This window comes from Phenylobacterium sp., from assembly GCF_016793225.1.
Taxonomy (GTDB): domain Bacteria; phylum Pseudomonadota; class Alphaproteobacteria; order Caulobacterales; family Caulobacteraceae; genus Phenylobacterium.
The window spans coordinates 74,505-94,042 of sequence record NZ_JAEUMN010000050.1 but is presented as its reverse complement, the minus strand read 5'-3'; the positions used below and the strand labels follow the sequence as shown (position 1 = coordinate 94,042).

The 19,538-nt window shown below is 72.7% G+C and carries 20 protein-coding genes, 1 pseudogene and 1 riboswitch; of the genes and pseudogenes, 12 read left to right on the top strand and 9 right to left on the bottom strand.

Going from position 1 to position 19,538, the window contains the following annotated elements:
• Positions 1–42: 42 nt before the first annotated feature.
• Genes JNK30_RS05940 through JNK30_RS05925 form a run of 4 tightly spaced genes read left to right on the top strand, consistent with a single transcriptional unit; the run spans position 43 to position 3,119 of the window.
• The gene (locus JNK30_RS05940; RefSeq protein WP_293481088.1) at positions 43–510 is read left to right on the top strand and encodes a host attachment protein; all 468 of its coding nucleotides are present in this window, start codon (positions 43–45) and stop codon (positions 508–510) included.
• Between the two features lie 5 nt (positions 511–515).
• Positions 516–2,153: an MBL fold metallo-hydrolase gene (locus JNK30_RS05935; protein WP_293481086.1), complete on the top strand. Its 1,638-nt coding sequence runs from the start codon at positions 516–518 to the stop codon at positions 2,151–2,153.
• 29 nt (positions 2,154–2,182) lie between these two features.
• Complete coding sequence (locus JNK30_RS05930) at positions 2,183–2,491, top strand: hypothetical protein (RefSeq protein WP_293481085.1); 309 nt, start codon at positions 2,183–2,185, stop codon at positions 2,489–2,491.
• Between the two features lie 16 nt (positions 2,492–2,507).
• Positions 2,508–3,119 (top strand): LysE family translocator, encoded by a 612-nt coding sequence (locus JNK30_RS05925; protein ID WP_293481084.1) that lies wholly within the window; start codon positions 2,508–2,510, stop codon positions 3,117–3,119.
• A gap of 33 nt (positions 3,120–3,152) precedes the next feature.
• On the opposite strand, the gene mtgA is transcribed toward JNK30_RS05925, so the two are convergent.
• Positions 3,153–3,854, bottom strand: a complete 702-nt coding sequence (gene mtgA, locus JNK30_RS05920) for a monofunctional biosynthetic peptidoglycan transglycosylase (protein ID WP_293481082.1) — start codon at positions 3,852–3,854, stop codon at positions 3,153–3,155.
• A gap of 89 nt (positions 3,855–3,943) precedes the next feature.
• Here mtgA and JNK30_RS05915 point away from each other — a divergent pair, with 89 nt between their 5' ends.
• The 4 genes from JNK30_RS05915 to JNK30_RS05900 all read left to right on the top strand — a co-directional run bounded on the left by JNK30_RS05915 (position 3,944) and on the right by JNK30_RS05900 (position 6,798).
• Positions 3,944–4,606, top strand: a complete 663-nt coding sequence (locus JNK30_RS05915) for a nitroreductase (protein ID WP_293481080.1) — start codon at positions 3,944–3,946, stop codon at positions 4,604–4,606.
• Positions 4,603–5,259 carry a lysoplasmalogenase family protein gene (locus JNK30_RS05910; protein ID WP_293481078.1) on the top strand — a complete coding sequence of 219 codons (657 nt, stop codon included), beginning with the start codon at positions 4,603–4,605 and terminating at the stop codon, positions 5,257–5,259. The genes JNK30_RS05915 and JNK30_RS05910 overlap by 4 nt, the downstream gene beginning before the upstream one ends.
• A 71-nt stretch (positions 5,260–5,330) precedes the next feature.
• A complete protein-coding gene (locus tag JNK30_RS05905) occupies positions 5,331–5,807 on the top strand; it encodes a hypothetical protein (RefSeq protein ID WP_293481076.1) in 477 nt (158 codons plus the stop codon).
• 52 nt (positions 5,808–5,859) lie between these two features.
• Positions 5,860–6,798, top strand: coding sequence for a cyclase family protein (locus JNK30_RS05900; protein WP_293481074.1), 939 nt, complete (start codon positions 5,860–5,862; stop codon positions 6,796–6,798).
• A 13-nt stretch (positions 6,799–6,811) separates the two neighbouring features.
• Here the strand turns inward: JNK30_RS05900 and JNK30_RS05895 are convergent, their stop codons facing one another.
• Positions 6,812–7,579 carry a hypothetical protein gene (locus tag JNK30_RS05895; RefSeq protein ID WP_293481072.1) on the bottom strand — a complete coding sequence of 256 codons (768 nt, stop codon included), beginning with the start codon at positions 7,577–7,579 and terminating at the stop codon, positions 6,812–6,814.
• Positions 7,580–7,701: 122 nt separating this feature from the next.
• Here JNK30_RS05895 and JNK30_RS05890 point away from each other — a divergent pair, with 122 nt between their 5' ends.
• Positions 7,702–8,565, top strand: a complete 864-nt coding sequence (locus JNK30_RS05890) for a dienelactone hydrolase family protein (protein WP_293481070.1) — start codon at positions 7,702–7,704, stop codon at positions 8,563–8,565.
• 10 nt (positions 8,566–8,575) lie between these two features.
• On the opposite strand, the gene JNK30_RS05885 is transcribed toward JNK30_RS05890, so the two are convergent.
• A complete protein-coding gene (locus JNK30_RS05885; protein ID WP_293481068.1) occupies positions 8,576–9,955 on the bottom strand; it encodes a M28 family metallopeptidase in 1,380 nt (459 codons plus the stop codon).
• Between the two features lie 37 nt (positions 9,956–9,992).
• A riboswitch (cobalamin riboswitch) is annotated at positions 9,993–10,214 on the top strand.
• Between the two features lie 80 nt (positions 10,215–10,294).
• Here JNK30_RS05885 and JNK30_RS05880 point away from each other — a divergent pair.
• The gene (locus JNK30_RS05880; RefSeq protein ID WP_293481066.1) at positions 10,295–12,082 is read left to right on the top strand and encodes a TonB-dependent siderophore receptor; all 1,788 of its coding nucleotides are present in this window, start codon (positions 10,295–10,297) and stop codon (positions 12,080–12,082) included.
• A gap of 47 nt (positions 12,083–12,129) precedes the next feature.
• Here the strand turns inward: JNK30_RS05880 and JNK30_RS05875 are convergent, their stop codons facing one another.
• On the bottom strand, positions 12,130–12,894 hold the full coding sequence (locus JNK30_RS05875; RefSeq protein ID WP_293481064.1) for a hypothetical protein: 765 nt from the start codon (positions 12,892–12,894) through the stop codon (positions 12,130–12,132).
• Positions 12,891–13,817 (bottom strand): aminotransferase class IV, encoded by a 927-nt coding sequence (locus tag JNK30_RS05870; protein WP_293481062.1) that lies wholly within the window; start codon positions 13,815–13,817, stop codon positions 12,891–12,893. Before JNK30_RS05870 ends, JNK30_RS05875 begins: the two co-directional genes overlap by 4 nt.
• 41 nt (positions 13,818–13,858) lie before the next feature.
• Here JNK30_RS05870 and JNK30_RS05865 point away from each other — a divergent pair, with 41 nt between their 5' ends.
• Positions 13,859–15,043: a Xaa-Pro peptidase family protein gene (locus tag JNK30_RS05865; RefSeq protein ID WP_293481061.1), complete on the top strand. Its 1,185-nt coding sequence runs from the start codon at positions 13,859–13,861 to the stop codon at positions 15,041–15,043.
• 202 nt (positions 15,044–15,245) lie between these two features.
• Here the strand turns inward: JNK30_RS05865 and JNK30_RS05860 are convergent, their stop codons facing one another.
• Positions 15,246–16,112, bottom strand: a complete 867-nt coding sequence (locus tag JNK30_RS05860) for a bifunctional regulator KidO (RefSeq protein WP_293481059.1) — start codon at positions 16,110–16,112, stop codon at positions 15,246–15,248.
• Between the two features lie 90 nt (positions 16,113–16,202).
• Here JNK30_RS05860 and JNK30_RS05855 point away from each other — a divergent pair.
• Positions 16,203–17,126 (top strand): annotated as a pseudogene (locus JNK30_RS05855) (XdhC family protein); the annotation flags it as partial.
• Between the two features lie 23 nt (positions 17,127–17,149).
• Here the strand turns inward: JNK30_RS05855 and glp are convergent.
• From glp to moaB, 3 genes are read right to left on the bottom strand one after another with little or no spacing between them, the layout of a single operon-like run.
• Positions 17,150–18,340, bottom strand: coding sequence for a gephyrin-like molybdotransferase Glp (gene glp / locus JNK30_RS05850; protein ID WP_293481057.1), 1,191 nt, complete (start codon positions 18,338–18,340; stop codon positions 17,150–17,152).
• Positions 18,337–18,807, bottom strand: coding sequence for a cyclic pyranopterin monophosphate synthase MoaC (moaC, locus tag JNK30_RS05845; RefSeq protein ID WP_293481055.1), 471 nt, complete (start codon positions 18,805–18,807; stop codon positions 18,337–18,339). Before moaC ends, glp begins: the two co-directional genes overlap by 4 nt.
• A complete protein-coding gene (moaB, locus tag JNK30_RS05840) occupies positions 18,807–19,358 on the bottom strand; it encodes a molybdenum cofactor biosynthesis protein B (RefSeq protein WP_293481054.1) in 552 nt (183 codons plus the stop codon). The genes moaC and moaB overlap by 1 nt, the downstream gene beginning before the upstream one ends.
• Between the last annotated feature and the right edge of the window lie 180 nt (positions 19,359–19,538).

Below are 19,538 nucleotides of genomic sequence, written 5' to 3'. Positions count from 1 at the left end.
AGGATGCTCGCCACGGTGTGTCAGCCAAGCGAGGAGGCGAGCATGGATCCGGCCAGAACGACCTGGGTCGTGGCGTTCGATGCGCGGCAGGCGCGGTTCTTCGTCGAGCCGGCGAGATCGGGTCCGCTGCGCGAGATCCGGGAGCTGCGCATGTCGGCCACCGAGGAGGAGCGCGGCGCCGGCGGCCTCCAGCGCGCGACCGTGCACTCGCGGGCCGGCGCCGGCCGCAGCGCGGCTGGAGACCGCAACCTCGCGCATGCGGCCGAGGCCCGGTTCCTGCGGCGCGTGGCGACCCGCCTGATGGTCGCCGGCGGCCGGGGCGACTTCGACCATCTGGCGCTGATGGGGCCGCCCCACGCGCTCGGAGCGCTGCGGAAGGCGCTGCCGGCCGGCGTGGCCGCCCGGGTCGAGGTGACCGACCCGCACGCCCGGGTCCATGAGGACGCCGACGCCATGCGGCAGATCCTGCGCGAGGCCCGCGCGCACGCCTGGCGCGCCGAGAGCGCCTGAGCTCAGTGCCCGTCAATCTCACCTTCCACGGGGCGGCGGGCTGCGTCACCGGCTTCTGCGCCCGCCTCACCACGCCCCGGGCCAGCGTGCTCGTGGACTGCGGCATGTTCCAGGGCCCCAAGACCCTGAAGGCGCTCAACTACGAGCCCTTTCCGTTTCGGGCGGGCGAGATCGACGCGGTGCTGCTGACGCACGCCCACATCGACCACTCCGGCCTCCTGCCCAAGCTGATGCGCGCCGGCTTCAAGGGCGCCATCCACGCGACCGCGGGGGCCCGCGACCTGTGCGAGGTCATGCTGCCCGACGCCGGCGACATCCAGGAAAGCGAGGTGCGGCAGCTCAACCGCCGCAACCAGCGCCGGGGCCGCGACCCCGTCGAGCCCATCTACACCGTGCAGGACGCGCGGCGGACCCTGGAGCTTTTCCACCCGGTGAAGCTCGGCCGCGAGGTGGCGGTCGCCCCTGGGGTGACGGCGCGCTACTGGGAGGCGGGCCACATGCTGGGCTCGGCCTCCATCGAGGTCCGCGTCGACGGCGGCGAGGGCCCGGTGACGATCCTCTTCTCGGGCGATCTCGGCCCTGGCGGGCGGGACTTCCTTCCCGACCCGGAGGGCCCCGCCGGCGTCGACCACCTGGTGATCGAGTCCACCTACGGCGGCCGACCGAGGGCGTCGATGGATCCCGCGTCGCGCCGGCGGCTGCTCGCCCGGGAACTGCGCGCCGCGCGGGAGGCCGGGGGACCGCTGCTGATCCCGGCCTTCGCCGTCGAGCGGTCGCAGGAGCTGCTGGCGGACCTGCAGATCCTGATCCGCGAGGGCGAGGTCCCGGACGTGGACATCTTCCTGGATTCTCCCTTGGCGATCGAGGCGACGGAGGTGTTCCGGCGGCGCGGCTGGAGCGCGTCGATGGACCGCAATCCCTTCGAGGACCTGCGCCAGAGCGGCCGGCTGATGTTCCTCCGCGAGCCCGGGGAGAGCGATCGGCTCGAGCGGATGAGCGGCTGGCACGTCATCCTGGCTGCGAGCGGCATGTGCGAGGCGGGGCGCGTGCGCAAGCACCTGAAGCGCCTGCTGTGGCGGCGCGACGCGACCGTCCTCCTGCCCGGGTACCAGGCCGCCGGCACCCTGGGCCGCATCCTGGCCGAGGGCGCGAACTCGGTCCGGATCCAGGGCGAGGACATCGCCGTCCGCGCCCGTGTCCGTTCTCTCGACATCTACTCGGGTCATGCCGACCAGGGGGCTCTCGCCGCCTGGGCCAAGGCGCGCCGGCCGATCGGCGGCTCGGTGTTCCTGGCGCACGGCGAGCCGGACGCGCTGGAAGGGCTTCGGACGAAGCTGGTGGCGGAGGGTTTCGCCCCCGAACGGCTGGTGATCCCGGCGCTCGACGAGCGCTTCGCCCTGGCCCCGGCGGCCCCGGCGTCGCCGCTCGCAGGCGCCGAGGCGCGCATCCTGCCCGGCGCCGCCGCGCGCCCGGACTGGCACAACGCCCGTTCGCGCCTGCTGCTCGACCTCAACGCCCGCCTGGAGACGCTGCCGGACGACGCCGCGCGCGAAGCCCTGCTCGAGGCCCTGTCGCAGGCGCTGGGCCCGGCGGAAGGGGTTGATGTCGGTCAAGGCAAGCCGCCCGCCGCGCCTGCAGGATGAGGCGTACTCACCCCCCCTAGGAGTCACCCATGCCCAGATCCTTGACCAAGCAGGTCCAGCGCGATCTCGAAGACACGCTCGATGACGTTTCGAAGATGCTGCGCCGCGCAGCCGAGAACCTGAGCGACGACGCCGAGCAGGCGCTGGCCCAGGCCTCGCAGGCCCTGCGCGACGCCGCGCAGAAGGTCGCCGACAAGGCGCCGCCGGAGGCGAAGTACCTGGCGGACAAGGCCGTGGCCGAGGCGAAGGCCCATCCGGTCGCCACGGCGGCCGCGGCGCTGACGGCTGCGGCGGCTCTGGTCAGTCTGCTGAAGATCGGCCGGAAGAAGGCCGCCTGATCCGCAACGCGCGCCGGTGCTGTCGATCGCGCAACTGGCGCCGTTCCTCCTCGCGGTGGCGCTCATCGAGCTGACCCCCGGCCCGAACATGGCCTACCTCTTCCTGGTGGCCAGCCGCTCGGGCCGGGCCGCCGGACTGGTGACCGTGGCCGGCGTCACGCTCGGGCTCGCCGTCTACCTGGCGGTGACGCTGGCGGGCCTCGCGGAAGCCCTGCGCTGGCCGTGGATCCTGGAGACGCTGCGGTGGGCCGGCGTGGCCTATCTGGCGTGGCTCGCGGTCGAGGCCTGGCGCACCGCGGGCGCGCCCCTTGCGGTCGCGACGTCCGAGAAGCGGCTGTTCGTCCGCGGCCTCGTCAACAACGTGCTGAATCCCAAGGCGGCGATCCTCTATCTCGTGCTGCTGCCGGGGTTCATCCGTCCGGAGCTCGGCGACCCGAGGGCCCAGGCGCTTCAGCTCGGCCTCATCCACCTGGGGTTCAGCGCCGCCGTGCACGCCTCGATCGTCATGGCCGGCGCGGGCGCAGGCCGCGCGCTCACGGCATGGCCCGGCGCGCGGCGGCGCGTGGAGCGGCTGTTCGCGGTCGGCCTGCTGGCGGTGGCCGCCTGGGTCGCGGTGACGCCGGCCTAGAGCCTCGCCCGTTCTCGGCTTTCGGAACGCGCCCTAGAGGACGCAGCTCGTCAGGCCCTCGCGGCGAACGGCGCGGGCGTTGCGGTTGATGCTGCCGGCCCGGCGCTTCATGTAGGGCCCGGGCTTGGCGGCCTTCCAGGACAGGGGCTTCGGCACGATGGCGGCGAGCCGCGCCGACTGCTGGACGGTCAGCTTCGAGGCGGGGACGTTGAAGTTCTTCCGGGCCGCCATCTCGGCGCCGTAGACGCCCGGACCCCACTCGATGGAGTTCAGATAGACCTCCATGATCCGCTCCTTGCCCCAGCCGATCTCGATCAGGACCGTGAACCAGGCTTCGAGCCCCTTGCGGACCCAGTCGCGGCCCGGCCAGAGGAAGATGTTCTTGGCCGTCTGCTGCGAGATGGTGGACCCGCCGCGCAGCTTCTTGCCGGCGGCGTTGGCGGCCATGGCCTTCTCGATGGCCTCGAGGTCGAAGCCCTTGTGCTCGCAGAACCGCGCATCCTCGGCCGCGATGACGGCGCGCACCAGGCTCGGCGAGATCCTCTCCAGCGGGACCCACTTGCGTTCCAGGCCGTGGCCTTCGAACACGCGCTGCACCATCAGGAAGGTGATCGGCGGGGGCACGAAGCGGTAGATGGCCACCACCGCGATGGGTCCGATCACGAAGATCATGAGGCCGGCGACGACCACCGCCTTCACGAAAGCCCCGAAGCCGCCCTTGCCGCTCTTCGCCACGCCGCTTGCCTTCACCTAGGGTGCTGATGGTAGGCGCCATTCTGACAGAGTCGGTCAACGGCCCGCTAACGGCCAGGAACGAGGGCGGCATGCAGGTTTCAGAAGCGATCGAGCGGCGGATTTCCATCCGGGCCTTCAAGCCCGATCCCGTGCCGGGCGCGGTGGTGGCCGAGATCCTGGAGCGGGCCGCCCGCGCGCCCTCGGGCGGCAACCTGCAGCCCTGGCGGGTCTACGCGCTGGCCGGCGACGCCCTGGCCGGGCTCAAGGCCGCGGTCGCCGCGAACCCCTTCGGCGAGACCCCGGAGTACGACGTCTATCCGCCCAACCTCTGGGACCCCTTCCGGACCCGGCGGTTCCAGAACGGCGAGGACCTGTACGCGGCCATCGGGATCCCGCGCGAGGACAAGCCGGCCCGCCTGCGGCAGCTCGCGAAGAACGGCGAGCTGTTCGGCGCGCCCGTGGGCCTGTTCTTCTGCCTGGACCGCAAGCTGGGCCCGCCCCAGTGGGCGGACCTGGGCATGTACATGCAGAACGTCATGCTTCTGGCGCTCGAGCGCGGGCTGGACACCTGCGCCCAGGAGTACTGGGCCCGCTACCCCCAGACGGTGGCCAAGGCCGTCGGACTGCCCGAGGATCACATGCTCTTCTCGGGCATGGCGCTGGGCTACCGGGACGATGCGGCCCCGATCAACACGCTGCGCGCCAGCCGGGACCCGGTGGACGTGTGGTGCGAGCTGAAGGGCTTCGAATGAACCCGCGGCGGATCCTGCTCGCGGCGGCGATCCTGGCCGGGACGACCTACGTCGCGTCCTGGTTCCTGCCGTTGCCCGCGGCCGCTTCCGTCACCTGGAAGGGGGCGGGCGTCGCGCTGCTGGCGGTCTATGCGGCGACGATGGCGCGAGGCCTCGACGGCTGGCTGCTGGCGGCGGTGCTGGCGTTCGGCGCCCTGGGCGACGTGCTGCTCGAGACCCACGGGCTGGTCACTGGCGCGCTCGCCTTCCTGGCCGGCCACGTCACGGCCATCGTCCTCTACCTGCGCAACCGCCGCCCTGCGGCGGCCGGGGACTGGGCCGTCGCGCTGGCCCTGTTCGTGGGGGTGCCGGTGATCGCCTATCTGCTGCCGCCACAGCGGGAGGGCGCGGGCCTCATCGCCCTCTATGCGGCCGGATTGTCCGCCATGGCCGCCGCCGCCTGGCTCAGCCGGTTTCCCCGGACGCTGGTGGGGGCGGGCGCCATCATGTTCGCCGTGTCCGACCTGCTGATCTTCCTGCGCACGGGCCGGCCCGCCCTCGACACGTTCCCCCTGGGCCTCGCCGTCTGGGGCCTCTACTTCGCCGGGCAGGCCCTGATCGCGATCGGGGCCACGAGGGCGCTGGGCCGGGACGCGGCCGGCAGGACTTCCTAAACCACGCCTCTTCAACCCGCCTTCACCCTGGCGTGCGCATGGTCGCGGCCGATCCCGGCCGAGCAGAACGCATGCGCCTCACGCCCCACCTTCTCATGCGCGCCTTTCGCGCCGCGAGCCTGCTGGCCGCGGCGGCCGGCGTGGCCGCGCTGGCCGGTCCGTTCAAGTACTCCGACCTGAACCTGCCGTTCCCGGACACCGTGGCGCACGCGCTGCTGTTCTATGGGCTGACCGTGGCGGCCATCGGCGGCCTGCCGCGAAGCCGGGCGAACGAGGTGGCCCTTCTGATGCTCGGGGCCGGCGTGGCGAGCGAGGTCGCCCAGCAGATGGTCGGGCGGCAGATGTCGCTGCACGACCTGGCGGGCGACGCGGCCGGCGTCGCCCTGGCCTATGCGCCCATCGCGGTCACGCGGCTGCGGGAACTGGCGCGCACCCATCCGCACATGACCTTCGCGGAACTTCGCCGGATCGATCCGCGGCACGCGGCGCGCGGTCGCCGGCGCGCCGCCTCGGCGGCCGAGAACGCGCCGGCGTCGCCGGGCCCGTAGCGGACTTCGTCCCGCCGTGACACGCTCCCCGGAAACACAAGGGAGTGACGTCATGGGTGCGAAATGGTGGGCGGCGGCGGCCGTCTGGCTGGCGGCGGCGGGCGCGGCGCAGGCGCAGGACGCCTGGCACCCCTCGCCGTACGGCAAGGACGACCTGCGGGGCGCGGTGAACAACCTGTCGGCCGAGGGCGTGAAGCGGGCGGCGGCGCTCGTCCGCACCGGCAAGGTGTACGCCCTGGGCGTGCCCACAGGCCCGGACAGCCCGGCCTACGGCGACCGGAAGTACAGCGCCGAGATCATCCAGACCCCGCCGCCCGGCCAGCCCCCGATCGGGCCCAACAAGGTGACCGCCCACGACGAGAAGGTGACAACCAGCATGGGGATCGGCACCCAGATGGACGGCTTCGGCCACCTGGGCATCGACAACCGGTACTACAACGGCCTGAAGGGCGAGGACCTGCGCACGCCGAAGGGCTTCAGCCGGCTGGACCTGGCCGACGTCCCCCCGATCGTGACCCGCGGCGTGCTCATCGACATGACGCGCCACTTCGGAAAGCCGATGCTGGACGGAGGCCAGGTGATCACCCGCGCCGACGTGCAGGCGGCGCTGAAGGCGCAGAAGCTCACCATCGGCAAGGGCGACGTGGTGCTCTTCCACACCGGCTGGATGAAGGTGATGGAGACCGACAAGGCCCGCTTCCTGGCGACCGAGCCTGGCATCGGCGAGGAGGCGGCGGTCTGGCTGGCCGACCAGGGCGTCGTCGCGATCGGCGCGGACACGGTGGCGCTGGAGCACATCCCCTTCGCCGATCCGGACCGGCAGTGGGTCGTCCACCAGACGCTCCTGGCCAAGAAGGGCGTCCACGTGCTGGAGAACATCAACACCGCGCCGCTGGCGGCGGACGGGGTGGGCGAGTTCCTGTTCGTCCTGGGCCAGCCGCGTTTCGTCGGCACCGTGCAGGTGGTGATCAACCCGATCGCCATCCGCTGAGACGCCGCCGGCGCTACAGGCCGTAGAACCGCACGAAGCTCTCGATAGGCGCGGAGACGGCGAGCATGCGGTAGGGGAAGACCTCCCAGGGCGCCTCGGGGTCCATCGCGGGCAGGCTCGCCACCACGGCGTCGCGGACGTCCGGTCGGATGCGTTCCCGGCTGTCGATCACCTGACCCCAGGTCGCCGTGCCGCGCAGCCCGATGGGCGGGGCATGCGGCGCGCGCGAGGCGACGTAGTCCGGCGGGAAAAGGCGCCGGTAGGCCTCGAGGTTGTAGAGCCAGGATCCGCCGCGGATCTGCGTGGCCTGCGGATGGACCCGCCGCACGTTCGCGACCAGCGCGCGCAGTTCGGCCCGCCGCCGCGGGACCTTCGCGGCGACGAGGGGCCCGCCGTCGTCGTCCGTGTCCAGGTTGTGGAAGTGGATGCGGACCACGCCGTCGTCGGTCGCGGGATCGTGGGCGAAGCTGCCGAAGCCGCTCTGCCCGGGATGCGGCAGGACCTCGTCGGACGCGGCGATGAAGGCCTCGCGGGTCAGCGCCAGCTGCGCGGCAAGGTCAGGCGCCGCCTCGAGCGCCTCGGCGTAGGGCGCCCAACCCGCGGCGGGCGGGCCTTCGCGCCAGAGGCCCAGGCCCAGGCGGCGATGCAGGTTCGTATGGGTCAGGGCGGTCTCGCCGAGCGGCGCGCCGGTGAGTTCGGCCATCCGGTTCGCGAGGCGCAGCTGCACCTCCACGTAGGGCGCGATGCGATCGGCGCGGGCGATCCGTTCGGGGGAGCTCATGGGCCGGGCTGTAGCGCGAGTCCCGTGCATTCGCCGTGGAGCTGTGGTTCCCTCGCGGCGAAATCCCGCCGCAACAATCGCCGTGACGCTTGGCGGCCAAGGACGAAGCCAGGGAGGTCTCCATGTGTGACGACGATATCCACGTCGGCCTGATCCACGATCCCACCGTGTCGCGCCGGACGTTCGGCCTGATGACGGCCGCGGGCGCCGCGGCGGCGGCCAGCGCCGCGCGCGCGCAGGCGAAGGTGGTGGAAAAGGACGTCGAGGTGAAGACCGCCGACGGGACCGCCGACGCCGTCCTGTTCCATCCGTCGGGCAAGGGGACATGGCCGGCGGTCCTGATCTGGACCGACATCGCCGGCCTGCGCCCGACGTTCCGCGAGATGGGCCGACGGCTCGCGGCCGAGGGCTATGTCGTCCTGGTTCCGAACCCCTTCTACCGGTCCGTGAAGGGCGTGGTGGCCGGCGAAGGGTTCAACTTCGCCAATCCCACCGACCGGGCCCGGGTGATGGGCTATCGGCAGGCCATGACCAACGCCGGGGTCGACGGGGACGCCAAGGCCTACCTGGCCTTCCTCGACGCGCAGCCGCAGACCAACAAGCGCAGGAAGGCCGGCGTGCAGGGCTACTGCATGGGGGGCCCGCTCTCGTTCCGGACCGCGGCGGCCGTGCCCGGGCGCATCGCGGCCGTGGGCAGCTTCCACGGTGGCGGCCTCACCACCAAGTCTCCCGACAGCCCGCACCTGCTGATTCCCAAGACCAACGCCAGCTACCTCGTGGCCGTGGCCGAGAACGACGACAAGCAGCAGCCCGACTCGAAGGACATCCTGAAGGCGGCCTTCGCCGAGGCGAAGAAGTCGGCCACGGTGGAGGTCTACCCGGCGGCCCACGGCTGGTGCGTCAAGGGCAGCCAGGTCTACAACGAGGCGCAGGCCGAGAAGGCGTGGGCCGAGCTTCTGAAGCTCTACAAGGCCAGCCTGGCGTAGGTCGCCGCCGTCACTTCGGGACGGGAGGGGCCCCGGCGCGGTCGAACGCGCCGGCGGCGCCCGGAAACACCACCGGGCTCTCGTGGCCGTCGGGGCCGATGGCGCTGACGCCGAAGAACCAGTCGTCGATGTTGACGGCCTTCAGCACCGTCTGGCCCGTGGGCGGGACCACGCGGGAGAAGCGCCACTGCGGGTCGGTGGTGGCGCGCCACCAGACCCGGTAGGCCGCCGCGTCGGGCGCCGGCGTCCACCTGACCGTCGTGTCGGCGCTGACCGCGCCCGAGATCTCCACGCCCGAGGGCGGACGGGGCGCCAGGGCGAGGGCCGCCATGGACGCCACATTCAGGCGCGTCACCTGGGCCAGGTAGGCGAAGTCCACGCCGTCGATCGTGTCGCCGTACCGGATCCCGTTCTCGGTGCGCAGGTTCTGGTGCTGGCGGGTGTAGTTCTCCACCGCCTCGGTCACGCGGACGGCCGGGAAGCCCGCGCGCAGCATCTCCACCTGGTCGCCGCCCCGGCCGTAGCGGTCGGTGCGGTAGACCATCACCACGTCGAGGTTGGTGAGATAGCGGTCGGCGACGACGTCCATGAAGCGCGCCAGGTTCCGCGAGGGGCTGTCCACCTCGCCACCGTTGTAGCGGCGGCGGTCGGCCTGCGCGGCCGTCTCGGTGGAGCGCGTGCCTTCCGAGAAGACGCGCACGTGGGTGTTGTCGCGGACCCCGGACAGGCCCTCGGTGTTGCCGATGATGTCGTTGTTGAGGTTGGCCTCCACGAACCAGCCGCGTTCGACCGCGTGCTCGGCGAGGATGCGTCCGCCCAGCAGGCCCTGCTCCTCGCCGGCCAGCGCCGCGAAGACCAGCGTGGCCGGAAAACGATGCCGGCAGAGGACCCGCGCCGCCTCGATGACGGCCGACGTGCCTGAGCCGTCGTCGTTGGCGCCGGGCGCATCCGAGGTGAAGTCTTTCGCATCGGTGGCGCGGCTGTCGTAGTGGCCAGAGATCACGATCACCCGGTCGGGGTCGCTCGTTCCCGGCAGGACGCCCAGCACGTTCACCACCTCGGTGGGCCCCGCCAGGCGCTCGGCGGTCATGGTGCGCGACAGGGTCTCGACGCGGAGGCGTCCGCCGCAATCCTTCGAGATCGAAGCGAACTCGGCCGCGATCCAGCGCCGCGCCGCGCCAATGCCCCGGCGATCGGACCGGGTTTCCGAGCCCGTGTGCCGGGTCCCGAACGACACCAGCCGCTCGATATCCGCGCGCTGCCGCTGCGGCGACACCTCGGCGACGATTTCCTTCAAGATCGAATGATCTCCGCCGAGCGGCTGAGCCGCCGGGGCCGTCGCGGCGGCGCAGACGCAGAGGGCCAGGGTGAACGCAAGGGAAGCACGCATGGCCGCGGACCTTGCCTCGCCCCCGGAACGGTAGCAATACGCGGGGCGTGAAGGCGGTCCCCCTGACGGGGGCCAAGAGGGAACCGGGGTGAGACTCCCCGGCTGTGCCCGCAACTGTGAGCGGCGAGGGCCGCGTCCGATCCTGCCAGCCTCGGCCCGGCAGGACGCCACTGGGAAGCCCGACGGGACTCCTGGGAAGGCGAGGGCGAGGCCTAGTGACCCGCAAGCCAGGAGACCTGCCGTCTTCTTCCGTCGCTCGTCCGCGGCCCGGGACCAGGCCAACGACCGGCAGAGCCGAGGCTCTGACGCAGGCGACTCCCAAGCTGGAGTCTGACGTCAATGCGATCCTACCTTCTTGCCACCGCGGCCCTCGCCGCGGCCGCCGCCGCGCCGGCCTGCGCGGACACCTCGGTCGACGAGGTCGTCGTCACCGCCGCGCGCCTGCCGGTGGACCCCGAGGAGATCACCGGCGCCCGGGTGATCGACCGCGCCGAGATCGAAGCGCGGAACACTGCCTTCGCGGCCGATCTCCTCTCGACCGTGCCCGGCGTGTCCATCGCGCGGACCGGCGCGTTCGGCGGCGTGGCGGCCATCCGCATCCGCGGCGCCGCGCCCGACAAGACCCTGGTGCTGATCGACGGCGTGCCGGTCGGCGACGGCGCGGCCCCGAACGGCGACTACGACCCCTCCTCGCTGCAGACCGCCGACCTGGAGCGGGTCGAGGTGCTGTCCGGGCCGCAGGGCTCGCTGTGGGGCTCGGAGGCCATCGGCGGGGTGGTCAGCTTCACCACGCGCGAGCTGGACGGGCTGGAGTTCGCAGCCGAAGGCGGCTCGTTCACGACGGCGCGGGGCTTCGCCGGCGCGGGGACGCGCACCGACCGCTACGCCCTCAGCGCCACGGTTGCGGGCTTCCGCACCGACGGGATCTCGAAGGCCGACACCGGCGCCGAGGACGACGGCTTCAGGACCTGGACGGCCAACCTCGGCGGCCGCTTCACCGCTTCGCCTCAGGTGCGCGTGGACGGGCGGCTGCGGTACACCCGCTCCACCGTCGAGATCGACGGCTATCCGCCGCCGCGGTTCGAACTGGGCGATACGCCCGACCGGGCGAAGACCCGCGCCTGGCAGGGTTTCGCGCGGGCGAGCGTGGACGCGCTGGGCCTCACGCACGAGATCAGCCTCAGCGCCTACGACCTGAGGCGCCGCAACCTCTCGTCCTTCCCGTCCGTCGTGGACGCGGACCGGCAGGTGCTCCGCTGGACTGCGACGCAGGGCGACCGCTTCGTGGTCGGCGCCGAGCACCAGGCCAGCGAGGCCGACCTTTCCACCGGCCTTTCGCGCAACCTCTCCAACACCGCGGTCTTCGCGGTGGGGCAGGCGCGGCTGGACCGGCTGACCCTGACCGGCAGCGTGCGGCACGACGACCCCGAGGCGTTCCGGTCCCGGACCACCGGCCGGCTCTCGGCGGCGCTCGACGCGGGCGGGGGCTTCCGCGTGGTGGCGTCCGCCGGCACGGGCTTCAAGACGCCGACGGTCAGCCAAGTCGTCTGCGACTTCTGCTTCGCGCCGCCGGTCGCCCTGCGGCCCGAGCGGGCCGAGGGCTATGATCTTCGGCTGGGCTGGTCGAACGCCACGGTCTCCGCGGCCGTGACCGCGTACCGGCTGCTGGTGCGCGACCAGATCGCCTACGTCGCCAGCCGCTACATCAACATCGCCAAGACCAGCTCCAGCGGGCTCGAGGCCGAGGTGGACGCGCGGCTCGCCGAGGGCGTGCGCGTGAAGCTGGCCTACGCCTGGACGGACGCCATCGACCGCTCGACGGACCGCAGCCTGCTCCGCGTTCCCGACCACGCGGGGTCCGCGTCGCTGCTCTGGGACCGCGGCCCCTGGTCGGGATCGGTCTCGGTGCGGGCGGAGTCGAGCCAGTCCGACACCGCCCGGGACGGCTTCAGCCGCGCCGTCCGAGGCGGCTTCGTCACGGCCGACGTCTCGGCCGCCTACGCGGTGAACGAGGGCCTGACCCTGACCGCGCGCGTCGAGAACCTCGCCGACAGGCGCTACGCCGAAACCCTCGGCTACCGTGAGCCGGGCCTGGCGGCGTATGTGGGGTTGAGGCTGCGGCGGTAGGCGGCCAAGCGCGCCAGGGCTCCGGACTCGGAGCCTCATCGTCCCGATCAGACGGTCCGTCTGAACGGGAGAGGCTCCGGGATCGGCGCCGGCGGTTTCAGCCGGTGCGCCGCGAGGGCCTCATAGTGGGGTCGGGCGGCGTCCGCGATCCGCGCGAGGTGGTCGGGCAGGGCCGGATACTCGCGGCGCTCCGGGGCCTCGAAGGCGGTCGAACGCTCGACCGCGTCGTACCAGGCGGGCGCCCAGACGCCGTCCGAGGCGCGGCGTCCGGCCGGCCAGCTCAGCATCTGTTCGCGGAAGGGGATATCCAGCGCATCGCACAGGGCGCAGAGCATCGCCGGCGGATGCGCCAGGATATCGGCGCCCCGCACCACGGGCGGCGCCTGCCCCAGCGTGTCGGCCACGCGGTCGAACAGCGCGCGCTGCTGCACGACGCCGATGTCGTCCAGGGTCGCCTCGGCGCGCCTGGCGACGTAGGAGGCCAGCACCTCGGCCGGGTCGCGGATCAGGAAGGCGCTGCGCCGGCCCGCCACCCAGTCCAGGCCGAAGCCGGGCAGCATGTGGTGGGTCATGTGCTTCTCGTAGACGAGCGGGCCGCCGAGGGCGTCGAGGCCGGTCACCACGTCGCGCCAGTCGTGCGGCTGGGCCGCCAGGACCTCGTCCCGCATGGGATGATCGAGCCCGGTGCGGGCCAGGTAGGCCGCGTAGAACGGCTCGTCCACGACCTGGCAGTCGGGCCGGTTCTCGAAGCTGCGCATCATCGCCGTGGAGATGTTGCGCGGACCCGACCACATGGCGATCCGGATCGTCATGCGCTGCGGCGCCCGTCGCGGGCGTCCTCGTCCTTGAGCGCCTCGTAGTGCGCGCGGAGCCGGGCGGTGACGGGGCCGGGCAGGGGGTGCGGGAAGTCGCGGCCGTCCAGCGACCGGACCGGCGTCAGGCCGCCGAAGGTGCCGGTGACGAAGGCCTCGTCCGCCTCGGCCACGTCGGCCAGCTCGAAGTCGCCGAGGGTGATCGGCACGCCGTGGCGGCGGCAGAGCGCGATGACGTTCGCCCGGGTCACGCCGTTGAAGCAGTAGTCGCCGGTGGAGGTCATCACCCGCCCGTCCTTCACCCAGAAGAAGTTGGTGGCGTTGCAGGACGAGACGAAGCCGTTCGGATCCAGCATCAGCGCCTCGTCGCCGCCCTTGCCGATGGCGTCGATCAGCGCGCGGATCAGCGCGAGGCGGCTGTGCGAGTTGAGCCGCATGTCGAACATCTCGCGCGGCGTGCAGACGATCTCGGAGGTGGCGAGCGCGAGGCCGCGGGCGGCGACCTCGGGCGAAGGGCTCTTGTACTCTGCCGTGATGACGATGGTGGGCCTGCCGAGCCAGTTGCGGGGGTCCTGGTTCACCGCCGCCTTCTCGCCGCGGGTGACCATCAGGCGCAGGTGCGCGCCGTCCACCATGCCGTTGGCCGCCAGGGTGCGTTCGATCTCGGCGGTCAGCTCGTCGGGGGTGAGGCCGAGCGGGAGCTGGATTGCCTCCAGGCCCGCGAACAGCCGCTCCAGGTGCGCCTCGAGGAACAGCAGGCGGCCCTTGTGCAGCCGCAGGCCTTCCCAGACGCCGTCGCCCAGGACGAAGCCCGCGTCGAACACCGACACCCGGGCCTCGGCCCGCGGCACGAGGTCGCCGTTCACGTAGATGCGCAGGTCCGCGTTCCGCGGGTCCGCCGCGAAGTCCTGACTCCCAGCCATGCCCCAGCCTATACACGGGATGACGGAGCGGAGGAGCAGACATGGCGATCGGCGGATCGACGGCCGAGGCGGAGCTCGCGGACCTGGGCCCCTGGTCCAACCCGGCGCCGCCGATCACGCGCGCCGAGCGGCTGGCGCGGCTGGCGAAGGCCCAGTCGCTGATGACCACCGACGCCCTGATCATCGGGGCCGGCGCGTCGCTGCGCTACTTCGCCGGCGTCGGCTGGAACGCGACCGAGCGGCTGGTGACGATGATCCTGCCGAAGACCGGGACGCCGGTGATGATCTGCCCGCGCTTCGAGGAGGGATCGCTCCTGGCCTCCCTCGGCGTGGAGGCGCCGCTCAGGCTGTGGGAGGAGCACGAGAGCCCCTACGACCTGTCCGCGCAGGTGCTGGCCGGGATAGGCGCCCGCTCGCTGGCGGTGGATCCGGCGCTGGCGTTCGCGATGTTCGACGCGCTGCGGATCGCGGCGCCCGATGTGGCCATGGCCAACGCCGCCCCGGTGGTGGACGGCTGCCGCATGATCAAGTCGCCGGCCGAGCTCGCGCTCATGGCGCAGGCCAAGGCCATGACCCTGGAGGTCCACCGCCGCGCCGCGCGGATCCTGCGCCCGGGGATCACCACCGGCGAGGTGCGCCGGTTCATCGACGCCGCGCACCGCGCGCTCGGGGCCGACGACGGCTCGTCGTTCTGCGCGGTGCAGTTCGGCGAAGCCTCGGCCTATCCGCATGGCCTGCCGGGCGAGCAGGCGCTGAGCGACGGCGACCTCGTGCTGATCGACACGGGCTGCCGGGTGCAGGGCTACAACTCCGACATCACCCGCACCTACGTCTTCGGCCAGCCGACGCAGGAGATGCTCCGCGTCTGGGCGGTCGAGAAGAAGGCCCAGGCTGCGGCCTTCGCGGCGGTGAAGCCCGGCGTTCTGTGCGAGGAGATCGACGCCGTGGCGCGAAGGGTCCTGGCCGCCGAAGGCTTCAGTGCGGACTACGACCTGCCCGGCCTGCCGCACCGCACCGGCCACGGCATCGGCCTGTCGATCCACGAGGCGCCTTACCTGGTGCGCGGCGATCGCACGCCGCTGCAGCCCGGCATGTGCTTCTCGAACGAGCCGATGATCGTCATCCCGGGCGCGTTCGGCGTCCGGCTGGAAGACCATTTCCATGTGACGGAGGCGGGCGCGGCGTGGTTCACGCCGCCGCAGCCCGCGATCGACCGGCCGGTCTAGGGTCCGTCCTCAAGATCCGGTCATCCCGGCGAAGGCCGGGATCCAGATGGAAGGGCTCAGATGCGGGTTCCGTAGGCTCGGAGCCCCTCCAACCACGATCTCGCACGTGAAATCTGGGTCCCGGCATTCGCCGGGACGGCCGGAAGTTGTTGAAATCGCTGATGTCGAAGTGAGTCCGAACCCTGCCGCATCCCGCGGCGGATCAGGCGGCCGCCCAGTTCAGCGCGTCGGGGTCGTCGATCGCCATCTCGTCCCAGTCCAGGTCGGGCGGCGGGCTCATGGCGGCCGCGACGACGGCGCTCATCTCGGCGGCCGAGGTGACCCCCACGAGCACGGCGGTGGCTTCAGGGCGGGTCAGCGCGAAGCCCAGCGCGGCCTGCAGCGGGTCGGACTTGCCCTCGGCGATCAGGCGCCGCGCGCGGCTGATGCGGCCGGCGGCGGCCTTCAGGTGGCTGGGCGCCCGGTCGGGCGGCAGGAACAGCACGCCGTTCAGGAAGATGGAGCGCAGGTGCACCTCGATCCCCATCTCGGCCAGGGTGGCGAGCGAGCCGTCCAGCAGCAGCCGCTGGTCGAGGAGCGAGGCCGGCGCCTGGACGACGTCGGGCTTGAAGCGCCGCGCCACGCCGACCGGGTCGTCCGAGGCGTAGACCGGCACGCCGATCCGCCGGCAGACGCCGGCGTCCTTCAGCGCCCTCAGCCGGTCCCAGAGCGACGCGCCTTGCGGGGCGAGCAGGTCGGTGGCCGACGGCGCGAGGATGGTGTCGACACGCTCGACGCCGAGGCGCAGCATCTGGGCGCGAAGCTCGGCCTCGGCCACTTCGGGGCCGCGGTCGGGGCGGATGCTGGTGAGCGTGACCTTGAACGGGTTCGGCTGCGGCAGCGCGCCGCGAAGCAGGGTGTCGGCCGTCGTCGAGCCGCGCACGACGTCCAGCACGCCCATGCCCGAGCGCCCGGCGATGGAGAGGATGTCGCGAGCCTCGGCGTCGCGCGGCCGGCCGCGGCTCATGGCCGGCTGATCGAGGCCGAACTGGCCGGTTCCGAGGCCGAGCTTGCTGAGGGAGGCGGTCATGCGGCGGGCAGGCTCGGCGGCTGAAATGCTTGGTGGAATCCGTTTCCGAGACCATTTTGTCGCAGGAAAGCTAAGAAGGCGTATCCGAGGGTGATTGACGTTCCCGGTCCCGACTCGCCCCTTCCCGAGTGGCCCACCTTCGGCCTCGACGAGGACGTCCGCCCGGCCCTGCGCCGCGCGGCCGAGGCGGGAAACCCCCTGGTCCTGGCGACGCTGGTGGCCGTGGAGGGCGGCGGCCCGCGGCCCGAAGGCACCCAGATGGTCTTCGCCGAGGGGGTGCTGGCCGGCTACTTCTCGGGCGGCTGCGTCGAAGGCGACGTGGCCGGCCACGCCTGGGCCGTGCTCGCGGACGGGCAGGCCCGGCGACTGGTGTACGGCGAAGGCAGCCCCTGGCCCGACATCCGCCTGCTCTGCGGCGCCCGCATCGAGATCTTCGTGGAGCGGGTGGGACCGCACGATCCCGCGCTGGCGGAGCTGCTCGCGGCCGAGGCAGAGCGTCGGCCGGTGACCTACCTGAGCGACGGCGCCCGGCGCAGCTGCGGACCGGACCCCGCGCCGTGGCCGGGCGTCCAGGTGGTGCGGCGTCACGAGCCCAGGCCGCGGCTGGTGATCGTGGGCGGCGATCCGACCGCCCTGGCCATCGCCGAGCTGGGGGTGAAATCAGGGTTCGAGACGACGCTGGTGCGGCCCAAGGGACCGTCCACCCCGCCGCCGATCCCGCACCTGGCCTACCGCCGGGACGATCCCGGCCCGGCGCTGGCGGCCATCGGCCTCGACCCGTGGACGTACGTGGCCGTGGCGACCCACGACCTGGAGACCGACCGCGAGGCGCTGAAGGCGGCGCTGCCCTCCCGGGCGGGCTACGTCGGCCTGCTGGGCGCGCGCCGGCGACTGGCCGGGCGCGTCGCCGAGCTGGAGGACATGGGGATGCCGGCGGCGGCGCTGGCGCGGCTGCACGCCCCGATCGGCCTGGACATCGGCGGCAAGGCGCCGTTCGAGGTGGCGGTCTCGGTGATCGGCGAGATCACCGCCGTCCGCTACGCCCGCGCCAGCGGCAGCGCCTCGACGACGTCGCCCGCGGACAGCGCCGGCGCATCCGCCGGCCGCCGCAGCAGCGCGTTGGACGCGTTGAAGACCCCGATCAGCGAAGAGTCCTGATCCGGGAACGCCTCGATGGTGACGCCGCCGTCCGCGTGGGCGAGGCGCGCACGCATCCAGTGCTCGCGGGAGCCGTTGGCGGGAAGCGGCCGGGCGAGCCGGGCCGAAAGGGTCGGCGGCGTCGGGTCGGCCCCGGCGTAGGCGCGCAGCAGCGGACGGAGAAACAGCTCGGCGCAGACCAGCGCGGACGCGGGATTCCCGGGCAGGCCCAGCAGCCTGCGCCCGTCGCCCAGGACGCCGAAGAAGGTGGGCTTGCCCGGGCGGACGTTGACGCTGGCGACCCGCAGATCGAGGCCCAGCGCCCCCGCGGCGGCCCGCACCAGGTCGTGGTCGCCCACCGAGGCCCCGCCCACCGTCACCACCAGGTCGCCCTTGGCGTCCCGCAGCGCCTGGATCGTGGTCTCGAGGTCGTCGCGAACCGGCTTGGCGCGCCGGACCTCGCCGCCCCAGCCCGCGATCAGCGCCTCCAGGGCCCGGGAGCCGGAGTCGTAGATCTGGAAGGGCCCGGGCGTGGCCGGCGCCTCGACGATCTCCTCGCCGGTCGAGAACAGCGCCACCTGGGGCCGGCGACTCACCGACACATCGGCCCGTCCGGCGGCGGCGGCCAGCGACAGGCGCCAGGCGTCGATGGCGACGCCGCGCGGCAGCAGCACGTCGCCCGCCGCGAAGTCGCCGCCCGCCGGGCGCAGGTGGCGTCCCGCCGGGGTGGCGGGGACGGTGACGACGTCGCCGTCGCGCCGGGCGTCCTCCTGGATCACGATGGCGTCGCACCCGGCAGGCACGGCGGCGCCGGTGAAGATGCGGACCGCCTCGCCGGGACCGACCTCGCCCTCGAAGCCGCGCCCGGCCGCGCTCTCGCCGACGATCCGCAGGTCGCCCGGCGTGTCCGCAGCCCGCACGGCCCAGCCGTCCATGGCGGAGGCGGCGAAAGGCGGCTGGTCGCGCACCGCGCGGACGTCCTCGGCCAGCACCCGGCCGACAGCGGCGGGCAGGGGAACCGTCTCGGCCGGCAGCGCGGCGACCTCGGCCAGCATCCGGGCGCGGGCGTCGTCGACGGGGAGCAGCTTCATGCCGACCAGTCGCCGCTCTTGCCGCCGGTCTTGGAGACCAGCCGGACCGCCTCGATGACCATGCCCTTCTCGGCCGCCTTCAGCATGTCGTAGAGCGTCAGCAGCGCCACCGAGCAGGCGGTCAGCGCCTCCATCTCTACGCCGGTCTGGCCCGTGGTCTTGACCCGCGCGGTGACCGAGAGGCCCCCGTCGCCCGGCTCGACCCGCACCTCGGCCTTGGCGATGGGCAAGGGGTGGCACATGGGGATGAGGTCGGACGTCTTCTTGGCGGCCATCACGCCCGCGATCTCGGCCACGGCGCGGACGTCGCCCTTGCGGCCTTCGCCGGACATCGCCAGCGCCAGCGTCTCGCGCGACATCCGCAGGAAACCCTCCGCCACCGCCTCGCGGGCGGTCACGGCCTTGTCCGAGACGTCGACCATGCGGGCGCGGCCGGTCTCGTCGATGTGGGTGAGCTTTCCGGCCACTAGGCTTCCATCAGCCGCGGCATCAGCTCGACCATGTTGCAGGGGCCGTGGCGGCTGTCGAGCTGGGCCGAGATCACCTTGTCCCAGCCGTCCTTCACCGCGCCGTTCGAGCCCGGAAGGCAGAAGACGAAGCAGCCCTTCACGATGCCGGCCAGCGCGCGGCTCTGCAGGGTGGAGAGCCCCACCGACTGGTAGCTGACCAGGTGGAACACCACCGAAAAGCCGTCGATCTCCTTGTCGAACAGCGGGCGCACGGCCTCGGGCGTGACGTCGCGGCCCGTGATGCCGGTGCCGCCGGTGGAGACGATGGCCTCCACCCCCTCGCCGACCCACTTCAGGATCTGCGCGCGGATCTGCTCGACGTCGTCCTTGACGATCCCCTTGGCGACCAGCTCGTGCCCGGCGTCCTTCACGCGGCTCGCCAGCAGGTTGCCGGAGGTGTCGCTCTCCTCGTCGCGGGTGTCCGAGATCGTCAGCACGGCGACGCGGACGGGCTTCAGCGGCTTGGCGGTGTCGATCTTTCCGCCGGGGCTCAGCACAGGGGCGTTCATGTCGGACTCCTTCGCCGCCCTTCTAAACCGTCATCCCCCCGGAAGCGAAGCGCCAGTGGCGGCCGGCGCGGCGGCGCTCGATTGAACCGCGGAGGACGCAGAGATCTCCGCGCCCTCCGCGTCTCGGCGGTTCAGAAGGGCGGCAGCCGCCCACGCAGTCCTCCCCCGCAGGGGGAGGGG

What these genes read in the sequence shown, in the direction of transcription:
- glp (WP_293481057.1), bottom strand. Translation starts at nt 18,340, where the DNA reads ATGAAGCTGCTCCCCGTCGACGACGCCCGCGCCCGGATGCTGGCCGAG.
- JNK30_RS05860 (WP_293481059.1), bottom strand. Translation starts at nt 16,112, where the DNA reads ATGACCGCCTCCCTCAGCAAGCTCGGCCTCGGAACCGGCCAGTTCGGC.
- JNK30_RS05915 (WP_293481080.1), top strand. Translation starts at nt 3,944, where the DNA reads ATGCAGGTTTCAGAAGCGATCGAGCGGCGGATTTCCATCCGGGCCTTC.
- JNK30_RS05900 (WP_293481074.1), top strand. Translation starts at nt 5,860, where the DNA reads ATGGGTGCGAAATGGTGGGCGGCGGCGGCCGTCTGGCTGGCGGCGGCG.
- JNK30_RS05880 (WP_293481066.1), top strand. Translation starts at nt 10,295, where the DNA reads ATGCGATCCTACCTTCTTGCCACCGCGGCCCTCGCCGCGGCCGCCGCC.
- JNK30_RS05890 (WP_293481070.1), top strand. Translation starts at nt 7,702, where the DNA reads ATGTGTGACGACGATATCCACGTCGGCCTGATCCACGATCCCACCGTG.
- moaB (WP_293481054.1), bottom strand. Translation starts at nt 19,358, where the DNA reads ATGAACGCCCCTGTGCTGAGCCCCGGCGGAAAGATCGACACCGCCAAG.
- JNK30_RS05870 (WP_293481062.1), bottom strand. Translation starts at nt 13,817, where the DNA reads ATGGCTGGGAGTCAGGACTTCGCGGCGGACCCGCGGAACGCGGACCTG.
- JNK30_RS05930 (WP_293481085.1), top strand. Translation starts at nt 2,183, where the DNA reads ATGCCCAGATCCTTGACCAAGCAGGTCCAGCGCGATCTCGAAGACACG.
- JNK30_RS05875 (WP_293481064.1), bottom strand. Translation starts at nt 12,894, where the DNA reads ATGACGATCCGGATCGCCATGTGGTCGGGTCCGCGCAACATCTCCACG.
- JNK30_RS05905 (WP_293481076.1), top strand. Translation starts at nt 5,331, where the DNA reads ATGCGCCTCACGCCCCACCTTCTCATGCGCGCCTTTCGCGCCGCGAGC.
- JNK30_RS05910 (WP_293481078.1), top strand. Translation starts at nt 4,603, where the DNA reads ATGAACCCGCGGCGGATCCTGCTCGCGGCGGCGATCCTGGCCGGGACG.
- JNK30_RS05885 (WP_293481068.1), bottom strand. Translation starts at nt 9,955, where the DNA reads ATGCGTGCTTCCCTTGCGTTCACCCTGGCCCTCTGCGTCTGCGCCGCC.
- JNK30_RS05865 (WP_293481061.1), top strand. Translation starts at nt 13,859, where the DNA reads ATGGCGATCGGCGGATCGACGGCCGAGGCGGAGCTCGCGGACCTGGGC.
- JNK30_RS05895 (WP_293481072.1), bottom strand. Translation starts at nt 7,579, where the DNA reads ATGAGCTCCCCCGAACGGATCGCCCGCGCCGATCGCATCGCGCCCTAC.
- JNK30_RS05940 (WP_293481088.1), top strand. Translation starts at nt 43, where the DNA reads ATGGATCCGGCCAGAACGACCTGGGTCGTGGCGTTCGATGCGCGGCAG.